We start from the raw sequence: 22,328 nt of genomic DNA on the forward strand, positions 1-22,328 counted from the left end.
CTTCAAAGCCTTTCCGCCTTTCCATTGCCTTTCCTTTCATTGCAGTTCCATTACTCGACAACGCAAACCATGACGTCTTCCCGCAACGATTGTCTGGCCCTCGACGCGGCCGATCCGCTTGCGCCGCTGCGCGCGCAGTTCGACCTGCCGCCGGGCGTGATTTACCTCGACGGCAACTCGCTGGGCGCCCGCCCGATCGCTTCGGCCAAACGCGCTCAGGAGGTGATTACGGCCGAATGGGGCGTCGGCCTCATTCGCAGCTGGAACGAAGCCGACTGGTTCGCGCTGCCGCGCACGCTGGGCGACGCGCTCGCCCCGATCGTGGGCGCGGGCAAGGGCGAAGTGGTGGTCACGGACACCACGTCGAGCAACCTGTTCAAGGTGATGGCCGCAGCGCTCGACGCACAACGCACGCGCGCCCCGCAGCGCAAGGTTGTCGTCTCCGAGCGCAGCAACTTCCCGACCGATCTTTACATCGTGCAGGGCCTCACGCGTCTGCTCGACGACGGCTACTCGCTGCGCCTGATCGATTCACCGGACGATTTGCCCGGTGCGCTGGGCGACGACGTGGCGGTGGTTCTGCTCACGCATGTGAACTACCGCACGGGCGCGATGTACGACATGGCCGCGCGCACTGCCGAGATTCACGCATCGGGCGCATTGGCCGTGTGGGATCTGTGCCACTCCGCAGGCGCGGTGCCGGTGGATCTGAACGGCGCAAACGCAGACTACGCGGTGGGTTGCACGTACAAGTACCTCAACGGCGGTCCCGGGGCGCCCGCATTCGTGTGGGTCAACAAGAAGCATCAGGACACGTTCTGGCAGCCGCTGTCGGGCTGGTGGGGCCACCGCACCCCGTTCGCAATGACGCCGGAGTACACACCGGACGACGGTATCGGTCGTTATCTGTGCGGCACGCAGCCGATCGTTTCGCTCTCGCTGGTGCAATGCGGTCTGGACATCTTCGCGCAGACGTCGATGCAGGCGCTGCGTCGCAAATCGCTGGCGCTCACGGATCTGTTCATTGAACTGGTCGAAGCGCGTTGCGCGCAATTCCCGCTCACGCTCGTGACGCCGCGCGACCACGCCGCGCGTGGCTCGCAGGTGAGCTTCGAGCATCCGCAAGGATTTGCCGTGATTCAGGCGCTGATCGCGCGCGGCGTCATCGGCGACTATCGCGAGCCGCGCATCATGCGCTTTGGCATGACGCCGCTCTACACGAGCTTTGCCGACGTGTGGGATTCGGTCGAGATTCTGCGCGACGTGCTGAGCACGGAGTCGTGGGACAAGCCGGAGTTCCATCGCCGTGGTGCGGTGACCTGAGCAAGGAGTGGTCAGCATGAGCAAGACATCCCCCACGTCCTCCAACACCTCGCTGCCGGGCGGCGAGTCCGCCACGCCCGCACAGGGTGGGTGCCCGTTCGGTCATCGCAGCGACGACACGCCCGGGGTACCGGGCGGGGCGCCGGCAGCCCAGGAGACTTCTGCGACGTCGGCCAACGCGACACAATGGCATGACGCCAAGCTCGATTTCTCGAAGAGCATGAGCTATGGCGACTACCTGTCGCTCGATCCGATTCTGAACGCGCAACATCCGCGCTCGACCGATCACAACGAGATGCTGTTCATCATTCAGCATCAGACGAGCGAACTGTGGATGAAGCTGGCCTTGTACGAGTTGCAGGCCGCACGCACGGCAGTGCACAACGACGAACTGCCGCCCGCGTTCAAGATGCTCGCACGCGTATCGCGCATTCTCGAACAACTGGTGCAGGCGTGGAGTGTGCTCGCAACGATGACGCCGTCGGAGTATTCGTCGATGCGTCCGTCGCTGGGCAGCTCGTCGGGTTTTCAGTCGTATCAGTACCGCATTCTGGAGTTCATGCTGGGCAACAAGAATGCGGCGATGCTCGCGCCCCATTCGCATCGTCCCGATCTGTACCAGCAGGTCGAAGCGGCGCTCAAGGCGCCCTCGTTCTACGACGAAGTGGTCCGCCTTCTCGCGCGCCGCGGTTTTGCGATCGCACCGCAACGCCTGGAGCGCGACTGGACGAAGCCGACGCCGCACGACAAGACGGTGGAGGCGGCCTGGCTGGAGGTGTACCGCAACCCGTCGCAGTACTGGGAGCTTTATGAGATGGCCGAAGAACTGGTCGATCTCGAAGACGCCTTCCGTCAATGGCGTTTCCGTCACGTGACGACCGTCGAGCGCATCATCGGCTTCAAGCAGGGCACGGGCGGCACGAACGGTGCGCCTTATCTGCGCAAGATGCTCGATGTCGTGTTGTTCCCGGAGTTGTGGCACGTGCGGACGTTGCTGTGACTTGACTCGCGCCCTTGGCCGGGGCGTGTGTCGGTGCCTCTGCGCTCGTTCGTTGGAAAACCCTCGTGTGGACGCCGCCCTCGCCCTTGTCTCCTGCCCGGGGCAGCGGCGCTTGCCCGGCCCCTGACTCCGCTCCAATGCCTGTTAAGTCGCTACGTCAGGGGCCGGACAATCACCGCCATCCATTGTCCTGTTCGGTGGGTGTCGTCGCATCGATGACGGTTGCGGATCGGCTCGGGTGTCGCCCGCGGTGCGACTTAAAAGGCAGTGGAGCGCCGCGGGCGACACCCGAGCCGATTGACCTCAGGCCGCGTCGGTTAAGCTCGTTGCGCTCGTCGGGAAACCTTCGCAAAGACGCGTCCCACGCCCTCATCTCCTGCCCGGGGCAGCGGCGCTTGCCCGGCCCCTGACTCCGCTCCAATGCTTGTTAAGTCGCTACGTCAGGGGCCGGACAATCACCGCCATCCATTGTCCTGTTCGGTGGGTGTCGTCGCATCGATGGCGGTTGCGGATCGGCTCGGGTGTCGCCCGCGGTGCGACTTAAAAGGCAGTGGAGCGCCGCGGGCGACACCCGAGCCGATTGACCACGGACATTGCGGACAGCAAGCACGGACAGATCAGGCCACTCGATCCGATCAGGCTTGCCCGCTCAGCCGCGCAGCCAGTTGTTTGAGACGGGGGCCGATCTCATCGCGAAACACCGCGTCGGGGATTGACGAAGACGGCCCGCTGCAACTAATCGCCAGCCAGCGATTCTGCCGCACGTCTCTTAGCGGCACCGCGACCGCGTTCACCCCTTCGTGCCACTCGCGAAACGAGTAACAGCATCCTTCCCGTTTGTATGACTCGATGCCTTTGTCGACGCCCGATTGCAAGACATCCCATCCGACATTGCGCAATGCGGCCGGATTCGCGTCGTAGGCATCGTGCAGGTCCAAGAGCATGGTCTCGCGCTCCGTCGGCGTCATGGCCGCGAGGTAGACGCGCCCCATCGAACTGGTCAACATCGACAGACGAGATCCTGCGGTAAGACCCAGCGTGAGATGCGCCGAGTCGCTGCGGATCGTCTCCAGATACATCATGTCGATGCCTTCGCGGCAACCCAGCGAGATGGAACATCCCATCTCCCGGGCCAGAGCCCTCATGTGCGGGCGGGCAAGCGTCAGCAAGTCCGTGCCGTTAAGGAAGGCGTAGCCCAGCGCGAGTACACCGGCATCGAGCGCGTATTTGCCAAGCTCCGCGTCGTAGCGCAGATAGCCGAGTTCGGTAAGCGTATATGCCAGCCGGCTGACGGTAGCTTTCGGCAATCCCGTGCGCGCCGCAAAGTCGCGGTTGCCGAGCAACACGTCGTCCGGCCCGAACGCGCGCAGCAAATCCAGTCCGCGTGCGAGCGCAGTTACGAACTTGCGCTCATCGTGCGACGGTGGCACCCCATGCGCCGGTGCACCGGTCAGGGAAGACAGGGACGTTTTGATCACAGCCATCGCGCGCTCCGCAACTCGTTTCGCTTCCGCCCGACAATCGGCTCACGCCAAAGCACACATCGGTCGTTGCCGGGCAAAAAACTTTAGTGTTAAACTAACTTCGATTTCAGAACATTGTTCCGCATTGCGGAACTTTCGTCAAGTTGAACGGAGGAGATGGGTCATGGCAGGCAATGCACAGTTTCACTGGGAAGATCCGCTGTTGCTCGACGCACAGCTCACCACCGACGAGCGCATGATTCGCGACGCTGCCGCGGCGTATGCGAACGACAAGCTCGCCCCGCGCGTGCTCGAAGCGTTCCGTCACGAGCGCACCGACGCGTCGATCTTTCGCGAAATGGGCGAGATCGGCCTGCTGGGCCCCACGATTCCCGAGCAATACGGCGGCCCCGGCCTGAACTATGTGGCCTACGGTCTGATCGCCCGCGAAGTCGAACGCGTGGACTCGGGTTATCGCTCGATGATGTCGGTGCAATCGTCGCTGGTCATGGTGCCGATCTATGAGTTCGGCAGCGAAGCACAGAAGCAGAAATACCTGCCGAAGCTCGCGAGCGGCGAGTGGATCGGCTGTTTCGGTCTGACCGAACCGAACCATGGCTCGGACCCGGCCGGCATGACGACGCGCGCCAAGAAGGTCGCCGGCGGCTACGAGTTGAGCGGCGGCAAGATGTGGATCACGAACTCGCCCATCGCCGATGTCTTCGTCGTGTGGGGCAAGCTCACCGATGAAAACGGCGACGAGAAGATTCGCGGTTTCATTCTGGAGAAGGGCTGGAAGGGTCTGTCGGCACCGGCCATTCACGGCAAGGTCGGTCTGCGCGCGTCGGTCACGGGTGAAATCGTGATGGATCAGGTGTTCGTGCCCGAAGAGAACCTGATGCCGGGCGTCTCAGGCCTGAAGGGGCCGTTCACGTGTCTGAACTCCGCGCGCTATGGCATTGCCTGGGGTGCGCTGGGCGCCGCGGAATTCTGCTGGCATATGGCACGTCAGTATGTGCTCGACCGCCAGCAGTTCGGTCGTCCGCTGGCGGCCAATCAGTTGATCCAGAAGAAGCTGGCCGACATGCAAACGGAAATCACGCTGGGTCTTCAGGGCTGCCTGCGTCTGGGCCGCATGAAGGACGAAGGCACGGCCGCCGTCGAAATCACGTCGATCATGAAGCGCAATTCGTGCGGCAAGGCGCTCGACGTCGCACGTCTCGCACGCGACATGCTCGGTGGCAACGGCATCTCGGATGAATTCGGCATCGCCCGTCACCTCGTGAACCTCGAAGTGGTGAACACCTACGAAGGTACCCACGACATTCACGCCCTGATCCTCGGACGCGCGCAAACCGGCATTCAGGCGTTCTTCTGATCGAAGACCGTCACCGCAGGGAAGCGGTACGTTGGACCGGAACGCCGTACGGCGATAGCACCGTGAGGGATTGAGCGCGCCCACGCCGTCACAAGCGCCCCGGTTCGACGTATCGAGACTTCGTTGCAGTGGCGCACCGGTGTACTAGTGCACTGGTGCTCTAGTGCTTGAGTGATTGAGTGCTTGAGTGCTTCAGCCCTTTAGTCCTTCAATGCGCTTGTCTGGTACGCGTCGTTCTCGAGCCGCATGCCGCGGGCCGTCAATCCCACGAGTGACGGCGCGTACCAAACAAAAAAGCCAGCCCATCGGAGCTGGCTTTCTCTATTGACCAACGCGCAAGCGTCGGGCAACGGCTTACTTGTTCGGTTGCGGCGTCAGGCGCAGGTACGGACGCACTGCCTTGTAGCCCTTCGGGAATTTTTCCTTGAGCACCGCTTCGTCCTTGAGCGAGGGCACGATCACGACATCTTCGCCATCTTTCCAGTTACCCGGCGTGGCGACCGAATAATTGTCGGTCAGTTGCAGCGAATCGATCACGCGAAGGATCTCGTCGAAATTACGACCGGTGCTGGCCGGGTACGTAATGATCAGACGCACCTTCTTCTTCGGATCGATCACGAACAACGAACGCACGGTCACGGTCTCGCTGGCGTTCGGATGAATCATGTCGTACAGCTGCGAGACCTTGCGGTCCTTGTCGGCCAGGATCGGGAAGTTGACCGTGGTGTTCTGCGTTTCGTTGATGTCGTTGATCCAGCCCTTGTGCGACTCGGCGTCGTCCACCGACAGCGCAATGGCCTTGACGTTACGTTTTTCGAACTCGCCCTTGAGTTTGGCGGTCAGACCGAGTTCGGTCGTGCACACCGGCGTGTAATCGGCCGGGTGCGAGAAAAGGACGCCCCAGCCATCGCCAAGGTACTCATGGAACTTGATCGTGCCGATCGACGAATCTTGCTCGAAATCGGGAGCGATATCACCCAAACGCAATGTCATTACGGTCTCCTTGAGAACCTAAAACTCAGTGGGATCAAGACTAAAGGATGCTAAGCTTAGTCAGAACGAATAAAAAATTTGTTCCAAATAACCATTCGAAATATACCGTGAACCGGGTGTTGTTTTCTGGCAACGACGCGTTGAAAGCGGTACGATAAGCCCCGTATACCGCACATTCCTTACGCATTTTCCTCCCCGAACCGGGTAACGACTATGTCGCAAGTGCATACCAACAAGGAGAAGTTCATGACCGATATCAAATCCGTACTCGCCGACGCCGAAGACCTGCTCAAGCAAGCTGCCAATACGACTGGCGAGCGCGCTTCCGAGCTGAGCGACAAGGCCCTCGCGCTGCTCAAGCAAGCCAAGGAAAAGGCTTCGGACGTTCAGGTCGTCGTTGTGGAAAAGAGCAAGCAGGCCGCTCGCGCAACCGATGACTACGTGCATGATCATCCGTGGCAGGCCGTGGGCATCGCCGCCGGCATCGGCGTGGTGATCGGCCTGCTGCTCAATCGCAAGTAAGCTTCGCCGACGCAAGTCACTCTCTCGCCTACTTTGCCCGAGGCGGAGCCTGCCTGACCAGTGCGACGGGTCAGGCGGGCCGCCCAGCTCAGCCCATGACCGACAATGATCGCACGACCCCGCCGCGGCCTTCGCTGCGGCGCCTCGCCGGTGCGTTGCTCGAGATCGTACAGTCGCGCATCGAACTCATCGGCGTTGAACTGACCGAAGAAAAGGAACGCCTGATGGGCGTGGCTTTTCTCGGCCTTGCCGCAATGCTCTTCGGCGCTCTCGCCCTGGTGTCGCTGACCGCGCTGGTGATCGTGATTTTCTGGGACACCTACCGCCTCCAGGCCATGTCCGGCGTTTTCATCGTGTATCTGCTGCTCGCGAGCTGGTGTGCGATGCGCGCGCGCAATATCCTGCGCGATGCGCCAATGCCGTTCGAAGCCACACTGGCCGAATTCGAAAAGGACCGCGACGCCTTGCGTCCGGACTGAAGGAGATCTGCCCGTGCCGCTGGAACCGAACCGCTCTCAACGTCCGCGTCGCCCTCGGCAGTCGCGGCGCTCGCGTCACGAACTCCTCGCCATTCGCAAGGAACTCGTGCTCACGCGTATCGCCGTCGAACGCGCCGAGTTGATTCAGGCGTCACATGTCACGCGCGAACGTCTGCGCAACTTCCGCTGGGTTCGCTATCTGCTGCCCGGAGGTTTTTCCAACATCACCGGCCTCGGCGGACTCGCCAGTTCGGGCCTCAAACTCGGCGGCCTGCTCGAGCGCTATCCGCTCGTGAGTTCGGTGGCATCGATCGCCCTGACCGGGTTGTCGCATACCCCTGTCGGACGCCTCGCAAGACGGGGCCTCAAGTGGGGCAGCCTCGGCGTGCTCGCCTGGCAAGGCATCAAGCTCTGGCAGGAATCGACGAAGTCGTCGCCCCAGCCGAGCGACGCGCCCGGTAGCAGCGCTCCCTCGGTGCCGCGCGCTTCGGGCACGACGCCTACGCCCGAATCCAAAAGGGACGATCGCGGCGCCCCGCCGTTGATGTAACGATCCAGGTCATGCTCAGTGGGTCATCGTGCCCACTAGCTGACCGCAGACCGCAGCAAACCACCGCAGACCGCTGTCGTCCATCGCCGCCCACGGTCATCGGCCGCTCGCTACGCATCGCAGCGCTTCGCCACACGTGCCCGACCGTAGGCATTGATGGTGAAGCAGACGCGTCGATCGTGCCCGGTAATACGCACCGTCCCCGACAGCCATTTACGCGCCTCCGTTCGTATGAATCCGCTTTCCGAGAACGCCAGTCCCTCGGTGTAATACAAGCCCCACTTCGCCTCGACCGACACCCCTTGCGGCAAGGGGGCATGCCGCGCCAACAGCAATTCGCCGTCGTCGAACCGATGATTCCGGTTCTCGTCGACGAACGTCACCCAGCCGCCGCTCAGGCTGGCGCCGTCGTGCGGCGCGATCGCAATGCGCCGGTGCCGCCCCAACGCCTCGGCGCGCGCCCACTGCATCGTTGCCAGAAACGCCCGAGCTGTCACGTCCACGCTGACCCGGCGACGCACCGCTTCTATCGACGGCGCAACCGCCAGCAACGCAATCGCCAGTATCGCCATTGCGACAAGGCATTCGATCAAGGTGAGGCCGCGCATTGGACGATACCCGCGCCGCCGCTCACACATCGCAACGCTCGCGACGCCTTCCGGGTTCGGCATTGACGATCGAGCTGTCGTGCCAGGCCACGACCTCTCGCCAGTTCAGCATCCGCGATGAGAATGCGTTAGCGCTCGCACCACGGGGACCCGCACGCGTGCGTGACGCGCTCACCTCGTAGACGGCCTGCAAAAACACGCGCGTTCCGGGCAACTTGCCACATCCCATCGCACTTACCCGATAACGGCGGATCGACGACTCCCTCGCAATCTTTGCCAGCGCGGCATCGGGGAAAACGCCGGTAAAGGCAATTCGCTCGATGAAGTACCGTGCGTTATCCACGGCAACGACCGCATGACCGTTCCAGTCGACCTTCCCCCATCCCGCCGCGAGATTCGGCACCCGGGCGCTGTCGCGATAGCTCGCCGCGATCACGCCGTGGGGCCCGGCGTCGAACTCGGACAATGCCGCAATGTCGGCGGCTTCGTCGCCGTTCACGAGCCTGTCGCGCGCGACCAGAAGTGCCCGGTCGGCAGCGGTGAACGCTTCGACCCGGTCGTTCGTGTACGCGACGAAGCGCGTTGCCATCTGCCGATGTTGCATGCCCGAAGCCGCCAGCGCCATAAGCGCCGCCAGCCACATCACGATGAAGACGCCAACCATCGTGCCTCCTGGCCGACACCACCGTCATTGCGGCGATAAGCCACTGCATTGAACACATGCAGGTGGACATTGCCCGCATTGGAGAACCACTTGTATTCGCGGCCTCCCGTCGCCTTGTCGAACACTTCCACCGTGCGGCCCGCACGCTGCTTGCCGCCTGCACGCGGCGCACCACGCAGCACCAGCGAGAACGCTACGGCACTGACGTTTTCCCAACCGCCCGAGCCGACTGGCGCATTGGGCGGCTTGCGTCGCGCACTCTTGAGCGGCGCCACCCAACGTAACGGCCCCGTGCCATTTGCCCGAATCCCGAGGCGAACGTACATCGCCTCGACACCGATCACCAACGCCTGGGCGGGATGCAGATCGGTGAAATGCGCCGCACGTTCGCCGTAACGGCAAAATAGCGACGGAATGCCGTCTTCGCCCTTGTCCACGTAGAAGATGCTGAGATTGCGGTTATCACCACCACTGCGCGCGCGCACGTTGATGCCCGCACAGTTCTGCACGGCGCCGCTGCCGTTGCCGTTGTCGTCGCCAAAGCCTGCACCGTGGAATTGCACCTCAAGGATCGAACTGCCCTGCCAACCGCGTTTCGGACATGTGTCGATCGTGCTCGCGCACTCGGCACTCGCTCGCAGCGACGGCCAGTCACGCTTGCCGTCGTCGTCCAGTGCGCGGATCAACCCTTCTGCCGGATCCCAGTTCCGGTAGCCCGCCATGCCGACCGCGCGCCCGAGTTGCGTCAACGCGAAGATGGCACGCTCGTTCACGTCGTATCGCTCGGCCTGCACCCGCCACAACCGAATGCCGGCGAGATAAATCGCCGTCGCCGCCATGACGATCAGCAGCCCCAACGGCATGGCGATCACCCATTCGAGTAACGTAAAACCACTGGCGTCGCGCATTGGCGTTGCCCGGCGAATGCGCCTGTGCAATGTCGTCATGAACGACGCCCCATCACCGGCATCACCTCAGCCCCGAGCGACGACATCGTGATCTCGCCCTGGTGACCATCGACGATCATCGACGCCACCGACAAATCGGCAGGCGAGCGCGAGCGATCACGCCCGTCACGCCCATCACGCCCATCATGCCCATCACGCCCATCATGCCCCTGAGCAGCGCCTTCGCCGACGGAGACCGGTGGCATCGCCATCGTCATCGCCTGCGGCCGTGCCACGAGCGCCGCAGACGACATGCCGCCGGCGGCCTGCCAGTGCGCGAAGCCCTGTGCCCCGGCCATCAGCGCTGTCAGCGTGAACATCACATCAAGCAACGCCGCCCCTCGCGTACGACGTCGGCCGGGCGCCTCCCGTGCGCAGCAAACCCGCGAGACAGACGTGTCGCACGACGTCTTGCGCGACGATGTGCATACGCGCGTCACGCCCAATGGTCCCCGCCGTTGCCCCGCCCCCTGAAACGCCCCTCCGGGCCTCCCCGGCGCGCCGAGCACTCGTGACTCGAGCGGTCGCGCGCGTTTCATCCGCACTGCGGCGCGCGTGTCGCGCGCCGTATGTTGGCCGGTCATGTGCATCACGTGGTGGCGATCCTGTTGCATGGTGCGAGTCCTCATCTCGTTGATCGTTGACGACGTGCCCATCGTCGCGCACCACCATCACCACGCCAATCGGACGACACCGCAAAACCGCCCCCGTTATCGGCCACCTCACTCTTCACACACTGCATGCCGCACGCCGTATGCCATATGCCGGAACATGACGTAAGGCCGACGCAACGACGCGCTCGCCCATAAAAAAACGGCGACCGAAGTCGCCGTTCCTGGCATGTTGCGCGACCATGCCTCACGAGACATGCGCAGCGCTCAGGCCTCACTCAATGCGAACACCGCGCGCATCGTCAGCCCTTGACCTTCAGCGATTCGATGAGCGCGACGTAAGCCTCCTGCACTTCCTCTTTCGACTGGCCTTTGAGCGCGTCCCAGGCATCGAACTTGGCGCGCGCGACGAAATCCATCGCGCCGGGGCGGGAGCCGGTCACGTCGCCTTCGGTGCCTTGCTTGAACAGCGCGTAAATGCGCAGCAACGTGAGATTGTCGGGGCGTTCGGGCAGCGTCTTGGATTGGGCTACCGCTTCGTCGAAACGCGCTTGAAGATCGCTCATGGTGTCTCTCCCTGGAAAAACTGTCAGCTTATAAGTGACCCGCGCGACGACCAGGCGATGTCAGAAGAACATTGGTGGCAGAGGCGTCGACGCTCGGGGTGTTGCGAATACAACGCAATCAAGGATAGCGACGATGGCTTGAGCAAGGTAGGGGCCAGCGTAGAACCCCGCGTCTAAACCTCTTGGGAACTGAGCCGATTTTTCAGTGAACACGACCGCAAAGCGACGAGACAAAACCGCGCAAACATAACGGGTCCATCTCGAGCCCATCTCGAGCCCATCTCGAGCCCATCTCGAGCCCATCTCGAGCCCATATCGAGACCGTAACGAGTCCATAGCGAGCCCATTGCGACACCATAACGCGAACGTCGGCCAGACATCACGCACCATGCAAAACGCCCGGCGCAGTGACACGCCGGGCGTTCCGATTTGCAAAGCTCACATCACTGCGGGAGGCTCGGGGGCAACGGACTTGCTCGCCCCCTCCCGCCGTGACATCACGACATCACGACGACGATGCCGCCGACGCCGTGGGTTCCGATGCACCGCCGGCATTCGCCGGCACACTGTGCTCTTCCCAACCGCCGCCGAGCGCCTTGTACAGCGTGACCAGATTGGTCCAGCGCGCCAGACGCGTCGCGATCAGCGTTTGCTGCGACGCATACAGCGAGCGCTGTGCCACAAGCGCGTTCAGATAGCTGTCCACGCCCCGGCGGTAACGCATGTCCGAGAGTTTGTAGCTCTCGTCGCTCGCCTTGACCAGCGACTCCTGCGCCGCGATCTGATCATCGAGCGTGCCGCGTGCGGCCAGCCCGTCGGACACTTCGCGGAACGCCGTCTGAATCGACTTCTCGTAGTTGGCGATCTCGATACGCTTTTGCACCTTGGCCAGATCGAGGTTGGCGATGTTCTGCCCGCCCGCGAAAATCGGCAACGTAATGGTCGGCGCGAACGACCAGGCGCCCTGCCCGCCCTTGAACAGGTTGCTCAGCGACGCGCTCGCGGTCCCTGCACTCGCCGTCAGCGAAATCGACGGGAAGAAGGCCGCGCGTGCTGCGCCGATATTCGCGTTGGCGCCCTTGAGCGTGTGCTCGGCCGCCGTCACGTCCGGACGTCGCAGGAGCAGGTCCGACGGCAGCCCGGCGGGCAGATCGGCCAGCAGGCCCTGCCCGTCGAGCGGACGCCCCGGCGGCAGATCGGCCGGCAACGGCTGGCCGATGAGCAGCGCCAGCGCGTTCTCGTCCTGCGCCACCTGACGCGTGTACTGCGCGAAGTTCGCCCGCGCCGTATCGACCGGCGTTTGCGCCTGACGCAGATCCAGCCCGGAAGCCGTGCCCACCTCGTAGCTGCGCTTGGTCAGGTCATACGACGATTGCTGGCTCTTGAGCGTGTCCTGCGTGAGCTTGAGCAACTCCTGATCGGCCAGCCACGTGAGATAGGCCGTCGCCACTTCCGAGACGAGCGTCATATGCGCTGCCTTGGCCGTGTCCTCGCTCGCCAGATACGTCTCCAACGCCTGATCCTTCAGGCTCTGGATACGACCGAACAGGTCGAGTTCGTACGACGTGAACCCCACGCCCACCTGATAGCTGCGGCTGATGCCCGCACGTCCCGACGACGACAAGTCCGCCGGCGAGCGCTGCACCGACGCCTGACCTGCCGCCCCCACCGAGGGCAGCAGCGCCGAGCGCTGGATCTGGTACTGCGCACGCGCCGCTTCGACATTGAGCATCGAGACGCGCAGGTCGCGGTTGTTCTGCAACGCGATCTCGATCAGTTTTTGCAAACGCGGGTCGGTAAAGAACTCGCGCCAGCCCAGCTCGGCCGCCACGACATTGCTGTCGGTGGCGCCGTTCTGGTTCGCTGCGGCGGGCGTCTTGTAAGCCGGGCCGGTGGGGAACGATGTGGCGACCGGCGCCTCGGGCCGCTCATAGGTCGGCGCGAGGGTACAGCCTGCCAGGAACGCTGCCGCCAAGGCAATCGGCAATGCTTTGTGCTTCATAGGTCAGTTTCCTTCCTTGGCGGGACCGTTGGTTGCGTCCGGGTTTTCATGACGTGCCTCCGGATGCTCCACCGTGTCCAGATCCTCATGTGCGAAGCGCTTGCGCACCAGCACGAAGAAGACCGGCACGTAGTAGATCGCGAGGAACGTCGCGGCCAGCATACCGCCAATCACGCCGGTACCGATCGCGTGCTGCGACGCCGAGCCGGCACCGTTCGAAATCGCCAGCGGCAACACGCCGAGAATGAACGCCATCGACGTCATCAGAATCGGACGCAAACGCAACCGCACCGCCTCCATCGTCGCTTCCATCAGCGTACGTCCCTGCTCCTGCAGATCCTTGGCGAATTCCACGATCAGAATCGCGTTCTTCGCGGACAGACCCACCGTCGTGAGCAGACCCACCTGGAAGTACACGTCGTTCGACAATCCGCGCAGCGTGGCAGCCAGCAGTGCGCCCAGAACCCCCAGCGGCACCACCAGAATCACCGAGAACGGGATCGACCAGCTTTCGTACAAGGCTGCCAGACACAAGAACACGATCAGGATGGAGATCGCATACAACGCCGGCGCCTGCGAGCCCGAGATGCGCTCTTCGAACGACAGCCCCGTCCACTCCAGACCGATGCCCGGCGGCAGTTGCTTTGCGATTTCCTCGACCGCCTTCATCGCGTCGCCGGACGACTTGCCCGGTGCAGGCATGCCCTGAATTTCCACGGCAGGCACGCCGTTGTAGCGCTCCAGGCGCGGCGAGCCGTACGTCCACTTGCCCGTGGCGAAGGCCGAGAACGGCACCATCGTTCCACTGCTGTTACGCACGTAGAGCTTGTTGATGTCCTGCGGCAGCATCCGGTCCTTCGGTTCCGCCATCACGTAGACCTTCTTCACACGACCGCGGTCGATGAAGTCGTTCACGTACGACGAACCCCACGATGCCGAGAGCGTCTGGTACACGTCCGAGATCGACAGACCCAGTGCTGCGGCCTTTTCCTCGTCGACATCCACCTTGTACTGCGGCGTATCGTCCAGACCGTTCGGACGCATGTTCGCAAGATTCGGGTTCTTCGCGGCCATGCCGAGCAACTGATTCCGGGCTGCCATGAGCGCGTCGTGGCCGAGGCCCGCGCGATCCTGCAACTCGAAGTCGATACCGCCCGCGTTACCCAGTTCCGGCACCGACGGCGGGTTGATGGCGAAAATCATGGCGTCCTTCACGCTGGCGAATGCCTGGTAGGAACGCGCGATCACGGCCTGCACCTTCAGGTCGGATGCCTGGCGGTCTTCCCACGGCTTCATCATCGTGAACGCCAGACCCACGTTCTGACCCCGGCCGTTAAAGCCGAAGCCCGTCACCGTGAAGATCGAACGAACCGAATCCTTTTCCTTCTCGAGGTAGTGCTTCTCGACCTGCTTCATGACGTCGAGCGTACGTTCCTGCGTCGCACCCGGCGGCAATTGCACGAGGTTGAAGAAGTAGCCCTGGTCTTCGTCCGGCAAGAACGCGGTCGGCATGCGCACGAACAGGAAGCCCACCACGGCCACGATCACCACGTAGACGACCACGAACGGCGTGGTGCGCTTCAGAATGCGCTCCACCTGTCCCTGATACGCCTTCGAGCCGCTGTCGAATTTGCGGTTGAACCAGCCGAAGAAACCCCGCTTTTCGTGGACTTCGCCCTTCTTGATCGGCTTGAGGATCGTCGCGCACATGGCCGGCGTCAGCACGATAGCCACAAGCACCGAGAGCGCCATTGCCGCCACGATCGTCAGCGAGAACTGACGATAGATGGCGCCGGTCGAGCCGCCGAAGAACGCCATCGGCACGAACACCGCCGAGAGCACGAGCGCCACACCCACCAGCGCGCCGACGATCTGATCCATCGCCTTCTTCGTCGCTTCCTTCGGACTCAGCCCCTCCTCGGCCATCACCCGCTCGACGTTTTCGACCACCACAATGGCATCGTCGACGAGCAGACCGATGGCCAGCACCAGGCCGAACATCGAGAGCGTGTTGATGGAGAAGCCCGCTGCGCCCATGATGCCGAACGTACCGAGCAGCACCACCGGCACGGCAATCGTCGGGATGATCGTCGCCCGCAGGTTTTGCAGGAACAGATACATCACGAGGAACACCAGCACGATACCTTCGATGAGGGTCTTGATCACTTCCTCGATCGAGATCTTCACGAACGGCGTGGTGTCGTACGGATAGTCGACCTTCATGCCCTGCGGGAAGTACGGCTCGAGTTCCTTGACCTGCTGCTTGACTGCGGTCGCCGTTTGCAACGCGTTCGCGCCCGTGGCCAGCGTAATGGCCAGACCGGCGGCAGGCTTGGCGTTGTAACGCGCCACCACCTGATACGATTCGCCGCCCAGCTCGATGCGCGCCACGTCACCCAGACGCACTTGCGAGCCGTCCTTGTTGACCTTGAGCAGAATCTTGCGGAACTGCTCCGGCGTTTGCAGACGGCTTTGTGCCGTCACGGTCGCGTTGAGCTGCTGCCCCTTCACCGCAGGCGCGCCACCCAGCTCACCGGCCGAGATCTGCACGTTCTGCGCCTGAATGGCGTTCGAGACGTCGATGACGGTCAGGTTGTAGCCGTTGAGCTTCTGCGGATCGACCCACACGCGCATGGCGTACTGCGAACCAAAGAGCTGGACCTGCCCCACGCCGTTCACACGGCTGATCGGGTCCTGCACGTTGGCCGCAATGTAGTTCGCCAGGTCGATGTCGGTCATCGTGCCGTCATCGGAATACGCGCCGATCACCAGCAGGAAGTTCTTGGTCGCCTTGGCGACCTTGATACCCTGCTGTTGCACCTGCTGCGGCAGCAGCGGCGTGGCGAGTTGCAGCTTGTTCTGCACCTGCACCTGAGCGATGTCGGGGTTGGTCCCCTGCGCGAACGTCAGCGTGATCTGAGCGGTACCCGAGCCGTCCGACGTCGACGACATGTATTCCAGGTGGTCGATACCGTTCATCTGCTGCTCGATCACCTGCGTGACCGTATCCTGCACGGTCTGCGCCGAAGCGCCCGGATAGGTCGCGGTGATCTGCACGGACGGCGGTGCGATCGGCGGGTACTGCGAGACCGGCAGCTTCAGAATCGACAGCGCACCGGCCAGCATGATGACAATGGCGATCACCCAAGCAAAGATCGGGCGATCAATAAAAAACTTTGCCATGAATGAGGCTCCGCGTTATTGGGCTTTGGCGCTAGAGGCGGCGTCGGCCTGCGATGCGCTCGCGGCGGCCGGTGCGCTCGCACCTGCCGGGGCTTGCGCCTGGGCACCCGGCAACTGCGCCGGGACTGCCTTCGCCGGTGCGCCCGGGCGCACCTTCTGAAGACCGGACACGATCACCTGATCGCCTGCCGCCAGACCCGAGCTCACCAGCCACTTGTCGCCGACCGCACGGTCGGTGACGAGCTGACGCAGCTCGACCTTGCCTTCCTTGTTCACGATCAGCGCCGTGGGTTGGCCCTTCTGGTCACGCGTCACGCCTTGTTGCGGCACGAGCAGTCCGCCTTCCTTCACGCCCTCCTGGAGCTTGGCGTGCACGAACATGCCGGGCAGCAACTCACGATTCGGGTTCGGGAAAATGGCGCGCACCGTCACCGAACCGGTCGACTGATCGACGGTGATGTCCGAGAACTGGAGCTTGCCTTCGAGCGGGTATGCCGTGCCGTCTTCCAACGTCAGTTCGACCTTGGCGGCGTTCTTGCCGGCGCTCTGGAGCTTGCCGTCGGCAAGCGCACGGCGCAGTCGCAGGCCGTCTGCGGCCGATTGCGTCACGTCCACGTACATCGGATCGATCTGCTGCACGGTCGTCATGAGCGTCGCGGCGCCCGCCTGCACGTACGCGCCTTCGGTCACTTGCGACAGACCGGTGCGGCCCGAGATCGGGGCCGGCACGTCGGTGTAGCCCAGGTTGATCCTCGCCGTATCGACGGCGGCCTTGCCGGCCTGAACGTCGGCATCGGCTTGCAGCGCAGCGGCGACGGCGTTGTCGTAGTCCTGCTTCGACACGGCTTCGACGGCGACCAGTTGCTTGTAGCGATCGGCCAGCAGCTTGGTCGACGCCTGATTCGCCACGGCCTTCGCCAGCGTTGCCTTGGCGTTTTCGTACGCGGCCTGATACGTTGCCGGATCGATCTTGTACAGACGCTGGCCTGCCTTGACGTCACCGCCCTCGGTGAAATCGCGCTTGAGCACGATGCCGTCCACGCGCGCACGCACGTCGGCGACGCGGAAAGGCGCCGTACGCCCGGGCAGGTCGGTCGTCAGCGTAACGCTCTGGGGTTGCAGCGTCACGACGCCGACTTCCGGCACCATGCCCTGCGGCTGCTGCGGCTTCTTGCCGCACGCGGCCAGGGTCAATACCGCGAATGCTACGGCAGTGACCATCCCCAGTGAACTTCTCTTGACGTGCATATACGCCCCCGATAAATGGAATGCGGTCAAACAAAATGACGAATACGTTGCGACGATTGCGACGGCGAAGGCCGGTCCGCAATCCCGTCGCACAAAGGCGGGCGGCAAGTGCCAATAGGGCCCGTGGTGTGCGGGCCATCGGAGACAAGCCCGTGTGGCGGGCCAACAAGACGTCCCCGGGCGCGGTGGTCACCGCGCACGCTGGCACTCGAGTGAGATCGTCGAACAGGCTCCGGGACATCAGGCGACCTTGAGATACGCACCTAACATCCTGTGAGGCGGCGCGCCTTCCCCAATTCGCTTTCCCCGGTCAGGGAGGTTTCCCCTAGAGGAGGCAGCTTAAATGGTCCCTGTGCAATAGAGCAAGCGGCTGCTATTATAGATACATTCATGAATGTATGTAAATCACATTGCGTCGCAACATAATGCGGCGCCGTTTACATCACATTTCACAATTTCCGCTGCCCCTGTGACACGACGATGGCCCGCAGAACGAAAGAAGAAGCGATCGAGACCCGCAATCTGCTGCTGGATACCGCCGAGACGGTATTCGCTCAGAAGGGCGTGTCGCGCACGTCGCTTGCCGACATCGCCGAAGCCGCCGGCCTGACCCGCGGCGCCATTTACTGGCACTTCAAGAACAAGATCGACCTGTTCAACGCCATGACGGATCGCATCCGCTTGCCGATGGAGCGCATGATCGACGAAGAATGCGCCGAGCCGGAGGACGGCGATCCGGTGCAGCGCATGCACGAGATCTGCAAGCTCGTGCTCAAGGAAACCGCCCGCAACGAGCGCCGCCGCCGCGTGCTCGACATTCTGTTCCACAAGTGCGAATACACGAACGAGATGCTCTCGGTGCTGGAGCGCCAGCGCGAGGCCTGTGCCGACGGTAAGCAGCGCATCATGCGCGACATGGAGCGCGCCATCGAGCGTGGGCAGTTGCCGGCAGCGCTCGATACACGGCGCGCGGCCATCATGCTGCACGCGCTGGTCGTCGGCATGATGTCCGACTGGCTGTTTCTGCCCGACTACGACCTCGGGGCCGAGTGCGACGCCGTGGTCGACGGCTTCTTCGATATGCTGCGCACGAGCCCGGCAATGTTGCACCCGGGCGGCAAGCCGGTATTGCCGGTGACTGTCTGAGCCTCGGGTGGCCTCGCTTCGGACGCGCGCCGCCATTTACTACATATATTAATTAGCGGGCACGCAGCGGGTGACGGACGGCCGCGCCCCGCATCCCCGCATCCCCGCATCCCCGCATCCCCGCATCCCCGCATCCCCTCATCCCCTCGTACTCTCGTACTCTCTCGTACTCTCGTTCTCCCGCTCCCCTTCGCCCCGTCGCGTCGCCGTGCCTCCGTGCCGCCGCGCCGTTCGCGTGCGCACGCTGTCCCGATATCTCCATTTCTTTACGCGCAATCGCCGCACCGACGCCCATTCGGGTGCCCTGATATGGCATATGCCTGTACAGCGTCACACCGTTATATATAATCCTACACAACGCTGCGCCACGCATGACGCACCCCGGGCGACCGGCGGTCCGGCCGCTCGCGTCAGTTAGGCTGTGGCACGTTGGATTGCCACGGATCGTTGCTGCCGGACCACAAATGAGCCTTGCCACCCCACGCTGGAGACCCGCTTCGTGAAAGCCGCTGCTGCCTTTTCCCTCGACATTTGCCCGAAGTCCCCCGCCTCACAGGTCACTGAAGCCACCGAATCCAGCGAAGCTGCCGGCAAAGGGCTGCGGCGCGCGCTGAGTGTGGCCGCCTTGGGCGCCAGCCTGTTGTTTGCCGGACACGCCGCCGCCCAGCAGGTATTTGCTGCCGCCAGCATGAAAGATGCCCTCGACGACCTCTCGGCCAGCTACGCAAAGGAAACAGGCAAGAAGCCGGTGCTGGTGTACGGAGCAAGCTCCACGCTCGCCCGCCAGATCGAAAAAGGCGCACCGGCGGACGTGTTCATCTCGGCCGATCAGGACTGGATGGACTACGCGCAGAAGCACGACCTGATCGACCTGAGCACGCGCCGCAATCTGCTGGGTAACGAACTGGTGCTGGTTGCGCCGGCCACGACCACCGGCGACGTCGATCTCAAGACGGGCGCCGACCTCGCGGCGAAGCTCGATAGCGTACCGAACGGCAAACTCGCAATGGGCGACCCCGCGCACGTGCCCGCGGGCCTCTACGGCAAGGCCGCGCTCGAAAAGCTCGGCGTCTGGTCGAAGGTGCAAGGCAAGGTCGCTGCCGCCGATAACGTACGCAATGCGCTGCTGCTCGTCGCGCGCGGTGAAGCGCCGTACGGCATCGTCTACAAGACGGACGCCAACGCCGAGAAGCGGGTGCGCATCGCCGGGACATTCCCGGCGAGCAGCCACGCGCCGATCGTCTACCCGGTTGCCCTGACGAAGCAGGCCAACCGCGCGGATGCCGATCCGTTCTACAAGTTCCTGCAAACGCCCACGGCGCAGGCCACGTTCCAGCGTTTCGGCTTCAGCCGTCCCTGATCTCCCATCGAGGAAGTTACCGTTATGGGCCTGACCCCGGACGAGTGGGGCATCGTCGAACTCAGCCTGCGCGTCGGTCTGTGGGGCACGCTTTGCAGCCTGCCCTTCGCCTACGCCGCCGCCTGGCTGCTCGCCCGCCGGCACTTCCCCGGCAAGGCGCTGCTCGATGCCGTTCTGCATCTGCCCCTCGTGCTGCCGCCCGTCGTGGTCGGCTTCGCGCTACTGGTGCTGTTCGGCGCACAAGGCGCCATCGGCAAACTGCTGCGCGAGTGGTTTCACTTCACCTTTGCCTTTCGCTGGACGGGGGCTGCGCTCGCCGCCGGCGTGATGGGATTCCCGCTGCTCGTGCGCGCCATCCGGCAGGCGCTCGAGGCGTCGGACACGAAGCTGGAGCAAGCCGCGCAGACGCTCGGCGCGGGCCCCTGGCTCACCTTCCTTACCGTCACCTTGCCGCTCACGGCCACCGGCGTGCTGCACGGCTTCGTGCTGGCATTTGCGCGCGCGCTCGGCGAGTTCGGCGCCACCATTACCTTCGTCTCGAACATTCCCGGGCAAACGCAGACGTTGCCCCTCGCGATCTACACCGCCACGCAAGTCCCCGACGGCGACGCCATGGTCTGGCGCCTGTGCGCGATATCGGTCGTGCTGGCCGTCGCCACGCTCATCTTCTCCGAAGTCATGATCCGCTTCGGCAATCGCAAGGCGCTCGGTCATGACGGTTGACGTTCGCCTCCAACATCGCTTCGGCGACTTCACCCTCGACGCCAAGTTCGCCGTCGGCATGGGCGTGAGCGCACTGTTCGGTCCGTCCGGCAGCGGCAAGAGCACCGTGGTCAATGCGGTGTCCGGCCTGCTCAGGCCCGACGCCGGGCGCATCGTCGTGGGCGACGATGTCCTCTTCGACAGCGCCGCCGGCATTGCCCTGCCCCCCTGGCGCCGGCGCATCGGCTACGTGTTTCAGGACGCTCGCCTGCTGCCGCATTTCACCGTCCGTCAGAACCTGCTCTTCGGTCGCTGGCTGCGACGCCGCGACGTGGCGGCTGCGGGCACCGGCGCCATCGCGCCAGCGCATGTGGTCGACGTGCTCGACCTCGCTCATTTGCTGAACCGGCGCCCGGGCGCCTTGTCGGGCGGGGAAAAGCAGCGCGTGGGTATCGGCAGAGCGTTGCTGTCGTGCCCGCGCCTGCTCCTCATGGACGAGCCGCTCGCGTCGCTCGATCATGCGCGGCGTCTGGAAGTGCTCGACTATCTGAATCGCATCCGGCACGAGTTGAAATTGCCGGTGCTGTACGTCACGCACTCGCTCGACGAAGTGATGCGGCTGGCCGATCAGGTGGTGCTCTTCAAGGACGGCCGCACGATCTCCCAAGGGGCGCCGGCCGACGTTCTGAACGTGCATCGTGACGCCTTCGATAGTGCTGCCGAGGCGCCCGGCACGGTGCTGGAGACGCGCATCGTCGCACACGACGCAAGGTATGGCCTCACCGAACTCGCCGTAGGCGGCAGCAAGGTATGGCCTCACCGAACTCGCCGTAGGCGGCAGCGACACCGTTCGCCTGCGTGTGCCGCGCGCGGGCGGACAGGCAGGTGACGTCTGCCGCATCCTCGTTCGCGAGCGCGACGTCGCCGTTGCCACTTCGGCGCCGGTCGACACCAGCGTGCTCAACGTGTTGCATGCACGGGTCGCAACGCTGCGCGACATGGGCGACGCGGTCGAAGTGAGTGCGACGTTGCATGGCGACGGTACGCCTACCGTGCTTCGTGCGCGCATCACGCGATTCTCGGCCGATCAGTTGCACCTCGCACCGGGCCATGACGTCTATCTGCTCATCAAATCGGTTGCGCTGACCCGGTAGTCCACGCATGCGCCGATGCGCCGGGTCCCCATCGACCCATCGCGCAAAACACGAGGCGTCGCAACGGCAATGCGCTGCGACGCCTCGTCACGACTGCACAGCTGCAATGGCTTACTTGCTCATCGCGTCGCCTTTGCCCATCGCGTCGCCCTTCTTCATCGCATCGCCCTTGCCCATCGCGTCGCCTTTCTTCATGGCGTCGCCTTTGCCCATGGCATCGTGCCTGGCCATCGCATCGCCCTTCTTCATGGCGTCGCCTTTGCCCATGGCGTCGGGCTTGGCCATGGCGTCGCCCTTGCCCATCGCGTCCCCCTTGCTCATGGCGTCCTGCGCAAATGCTGCGCCGGTGCCGAGCGCCAGACCCATTGCCATCACTGCCAGATATCGCGTCTTCATTGCTATGACTCCAAGATTGAGAATTTTTAGTGA

At 63.5% G+C, this 22,328-nt stretch carries 22 protein-coding genes; 11 read left to right on the forward strand and 11 right to left on the reverse strand.

Going from position 1 to position 22,328, the window contains the following annotated elements; genetic code table 11:
• The first annotated feature begins 69 nt into the window (after nucleotides 1-69).
• Nucleotides 70-1,323: a kynureninase gene (gene kynU, locus UC34_RS17855; RefSeq protein WP_044456627.1), complete on the forward strand. Its 1,254-nt coding sequence runs from the start codon at nucleotides 70-72 to the stop codon at nucleotides 1,321-1,323.
• 16 nt (nucleotides 1,324-1,339) lie between these two features.
• Nucleotides 1,340-2,323, forward strand: a complete 984-nt coding sequence (gene kynA, locus UC34_RS17860; RefSeq protein ID WP_044456628.1) for a tryptophan 2,3-dioxygenase — start codon at nucleotides 1,340-1,342, stop codon at nucleotides 2,321-2,323.
• Nucleotides 2,324-2,958: 635 nt separating this feature from the next.
• Here the strand turns inward: kynA and UC34_RS17865 are convergent.
• A complete protein-coding gene (locus UC34_RS17865) occupies nucleotides 2,959-3,807 on the reverse strand; it encodes an IclR family transcriptional regulator (RefSeq protein WP_237165144.1) in 849 nt (282 codons plus the stop codon).
• 163 nt (nucleotides 3,808-3,970) lie between these two features.
• Here UC34_RS17865 and UC34_RS17870 point away from each other — a divergent pair, with 163 nt between their 5' ends.
• Nucleotides 3,971-5,164, forward strand: a complete 1,194-nt coding sequence (locus UC34_RS17870; protein WP_044456629.1) for an acyl-CoA dehydrogenase — start codon at nucleotides 3,971-3,973, stop codon at nucleotides 5,162-5,164.
• Between the two features lie 354 nt (nucleotides 5,165-5,518).
• Here UC34_RS17870 and UC34_RS17875 read toward each other — a convergent pair whose 3' ends face one another.
• Complete coding sequence (locus UC34_RS17875) at nucleotides 5,519-6,157, reverse strand: peroxiredoxin (protein ID WP_044456630.1); 639 nt, start codon at nucleotides 6,155-6,157, stop codon at nucleotides 5,519-5,521.
• Between the two features lie 213 nt (nucleotides 6,158-6,370).
• Between UC34_RS17875 and UC34_RS17880 the strand changes: the two genes are divergently transcribed.
• The 3 genes from UC34_RS17880 to UC34_RS17890 all read left to right on the forward strand — a co-directional run bounded on the left by UC34_RS17880 (nucleotide 6,371) and on the right by UC34_RS17890 (nucleotide 7,708).
• Nucleotides 6,371-6,679, forward strand: coding sequence for an ElaB/YgaM/YqjD family protein (locus UC34_RS17880; RefSeq protein ID WP_044456631.1), 309 nt, complete (start codon nucleotides 6,371-6,373; stop codon nucleotides 6,677-6,679).
• Between the two features lie 95 nt (nucleotides 6,680-6,774).
• Nucleotides 6,775-7,158 (forward strand): phage holin family protein, encoded by a 384-nt coding sequence (locus tag UC34_RS17885; RefSeq protein WP_044456632.1) that lies wholly within the window; start codon nucleotides 6,775-6,777, stop codon nucleotides 7,156-7,158.
• Nucleotides 7,159-7,171: 13 nt separating this feature from the next.
• Entirely contained in the window at nucleotides 7,172-7,708 is a 537-nt protein-coding gene (locus UC34_RS17890; RefSeq protein WP_052811120.1) for a DUF3318 domain-containing protein, read from the forward strand.
• Nucleotides 7,709-7,818: 110 nt separating this feature from the next.
• On the opposite strand, the gene UC34_RS17895 is transcribed toward UC34_RS17890, so the two are convergent.
• The 8 genes from UC34_RS17895 to UC34_RS17930 form a co-directional block, all read right to left on the reverse strand.
• Nucleotides 7,819-8,316 carry a GspH/FimT family pseudopilin gene (locus UC34_RS17895; protein ID WP_052811121.1) on the reverse strand — a complete coding sequence of 166 codons (498 nt, stop codon included), beginning with the start codon at nucleotides 8,314-8,316 and terminating at the stop codon, nucleotides 7,819-7,821.
• A gap of 22 nt (nucleotides 8,317-8,338) precedes the next feature.
• Nucleotides 8,339-8,980 carry a pilus assembly PilX family protein gene (locus tag UC34_RS17900; RefSeq protein WP_044456633.1) on the reverse strand — a complete coding sequence of 214 codons (642 nt, stop codon included), beginning with the start codon at nucleotides 8,978-8,980 and terminating at the stop codon, nucleotides 8,339-8,341.
• Entirely contained in the window at nucleotides 8,959-9,927 is a 969-nt protein-coding gene (locus UC34_RS17905) for a PilW family protein (RefSeq protein WP_084070779.1), read from the reverse strand. The genes UC34_RS17900 and UC34_RS17905 overlap by 22 nt, the downstream gene beginning before the upstream one ends.
• On the reverse strand, nucleotides 9,924-10,247 hold the full coding sequence (locus UC34_RS17910) for a hypothetical protein (protein ID WP_044456635.1): 324 nt from the start codon (nucleotides 10,245-10,247) through the stop codon (nucleotides 9,924-9,926). Before UC34_RS17910 ends, UC34_RS17905 begins: the two co-directional genes overlap by 4 nt.
• Nucleotides 10,248-10,840: 593 nt before the next feature.
• Nucleotides 10,841-11,104: an acyl-CoA-binding protein gene (locus tag UC34_RS17915; RefSeq protein WP_044456636.1), complete on the reverse strand. Its 264-nt coding sequence runs from the start codon at nucleotides 11,102-11,104 to the stop codon at nucleotides 10,841-10,843.
• Nucleotides 11,105-11,609: 505 nt separating this feature from the next.
• A complete protein-coding gene (gene adeC, locus UC34_RS17920) occupies nucleotides 11,610-13,106 on the reverse strand; it encodes an AdeC/AdeK/OprM family multidrug efflux complex outer membrane factor (protein ID WP_044456637.1) in 1,497 nt (498 codons plus the stop codon).
• Nucleotides 13,107-13,109: 3 nt separating this feature from the next.
• Entirely contained in the window at nucleotides 13,110-16,289 is a 3,180-nt protein-coding gene (locus UC34_RS17925) for an efflux RND transporter permease subunit (RefSeq protein WP_044456638.1), read from the reverse strand.
• Between the two features lie 15 nt (nucleotides 16,290-16,304).
• Entirely contained in the window at nucleotides 16,305-17,537 is a 1,233-nt protein-coding gene (locus UC34_RS17930; RefSeq protein WP_044456639.1) for an efflux RND transporter periplasmic adaptor subunit, read from the reverse strand.
• Between the two features lie 480 nt (nucleotides 17,538-18,017).
• Between UC34_RS17930 and UC34_RS17935 the strand changes: the two genes are divergently transcribed.
• From UC34_RS17935 to UC34_RS25745, 5 genes are all read left to right on the forward strand, one after another.
• Complete coding sequence (locus tag UC34_RS17935; RefSeq protein WP_044456640.1) at nucleotides 18,018-18,683, forward strand: TetR family transcriptional regulator; 666 nt, start codon at nucleotides 18,018-18,020, stop codon at nucleotides 18,681-18,683.
• Nucleotides 18,684-19,182: 499 nt separating this feature from the next.
• A complete protein-coding gene (gene modA, locus UC34_RS17940; RefSeq protein ID WP_237165145.1) occupies nucleotides 19,183-20,043 on the forward strand; it encodes a molybdate ABC transporter substrate-binding protein in 861 nt (286 codons plus the stop codon).
• A gap of 24 nt (nucleotides 20,044-20,067) precedes the next feature.
• On the forward strand, nucleotides 20,068-20,766 hold the full coding sequence (modB, locus tag UC34_RS17945; RefSeq protein WP_044456641.1) for a molybdate ABC transporter permease subunit: 699 nt from the start codon (nucleotides 20,068-20,070) through the stop codon (nucleotides 20,764-20,766).
• Nucleotides 20,756-21,634, forward strand: a complete 879-nt coding sequence (gene modC / locus UC34_RS17950) for a molybdenum ABC transporter ATP-binding protein (protein ID WP_052811122.1) — start codon at nucleotides 20,756-20,758, stop codon at nucleotides 21,632-21,634. Before modB ends, modC begins: the two co-directional genes overlap by 11 nt.
• Nucleotides 21,606-21,899 (forward strand): TOBE domain-containing protein, encoded by a 294-nt coding sequence (locus UC34_RS25745; RefSeq protein ID WP_052811123.1) that lies wholly within the window; start codon nucleotides 21,606-21,608, stop codon nucleotides 21,897-21,899. The genes modC and UC34_RS25745 overlap by 29 nt, the downstream gene beginning before the upstream one ends.
• Before the next feature lie 111 nt (nucleotides 21,900-22,010).
• On the opposite strand, the gene UC34_RS17955 is transcribed toward UC34_RS25745, so the two are convergent.
• Nucleotides 22,011-22,295: a hypothetical protein gene (locus tag UC34_RS17955; protein ID WP_044456642.1), complete on the reverse strand. Its 285-nt coding sequence runs from the start codon at nucleotides 22,293-22,295 to the stop codon at nucleotides 22,011-22,013.
• Nucleotides 22,296-22,328 lie beyond the last annotated feature (33 nt).

The sequence above is a fragment of the Pandoraea vervacti genome, assembly GCF_000934605.2.
Lineage (GTDB): Bacteria > Pseudomonadota > Gammaproteobacteria > Burkholderiales > Burkholderiaceae > Pandoraea > Pandoraea vervacti.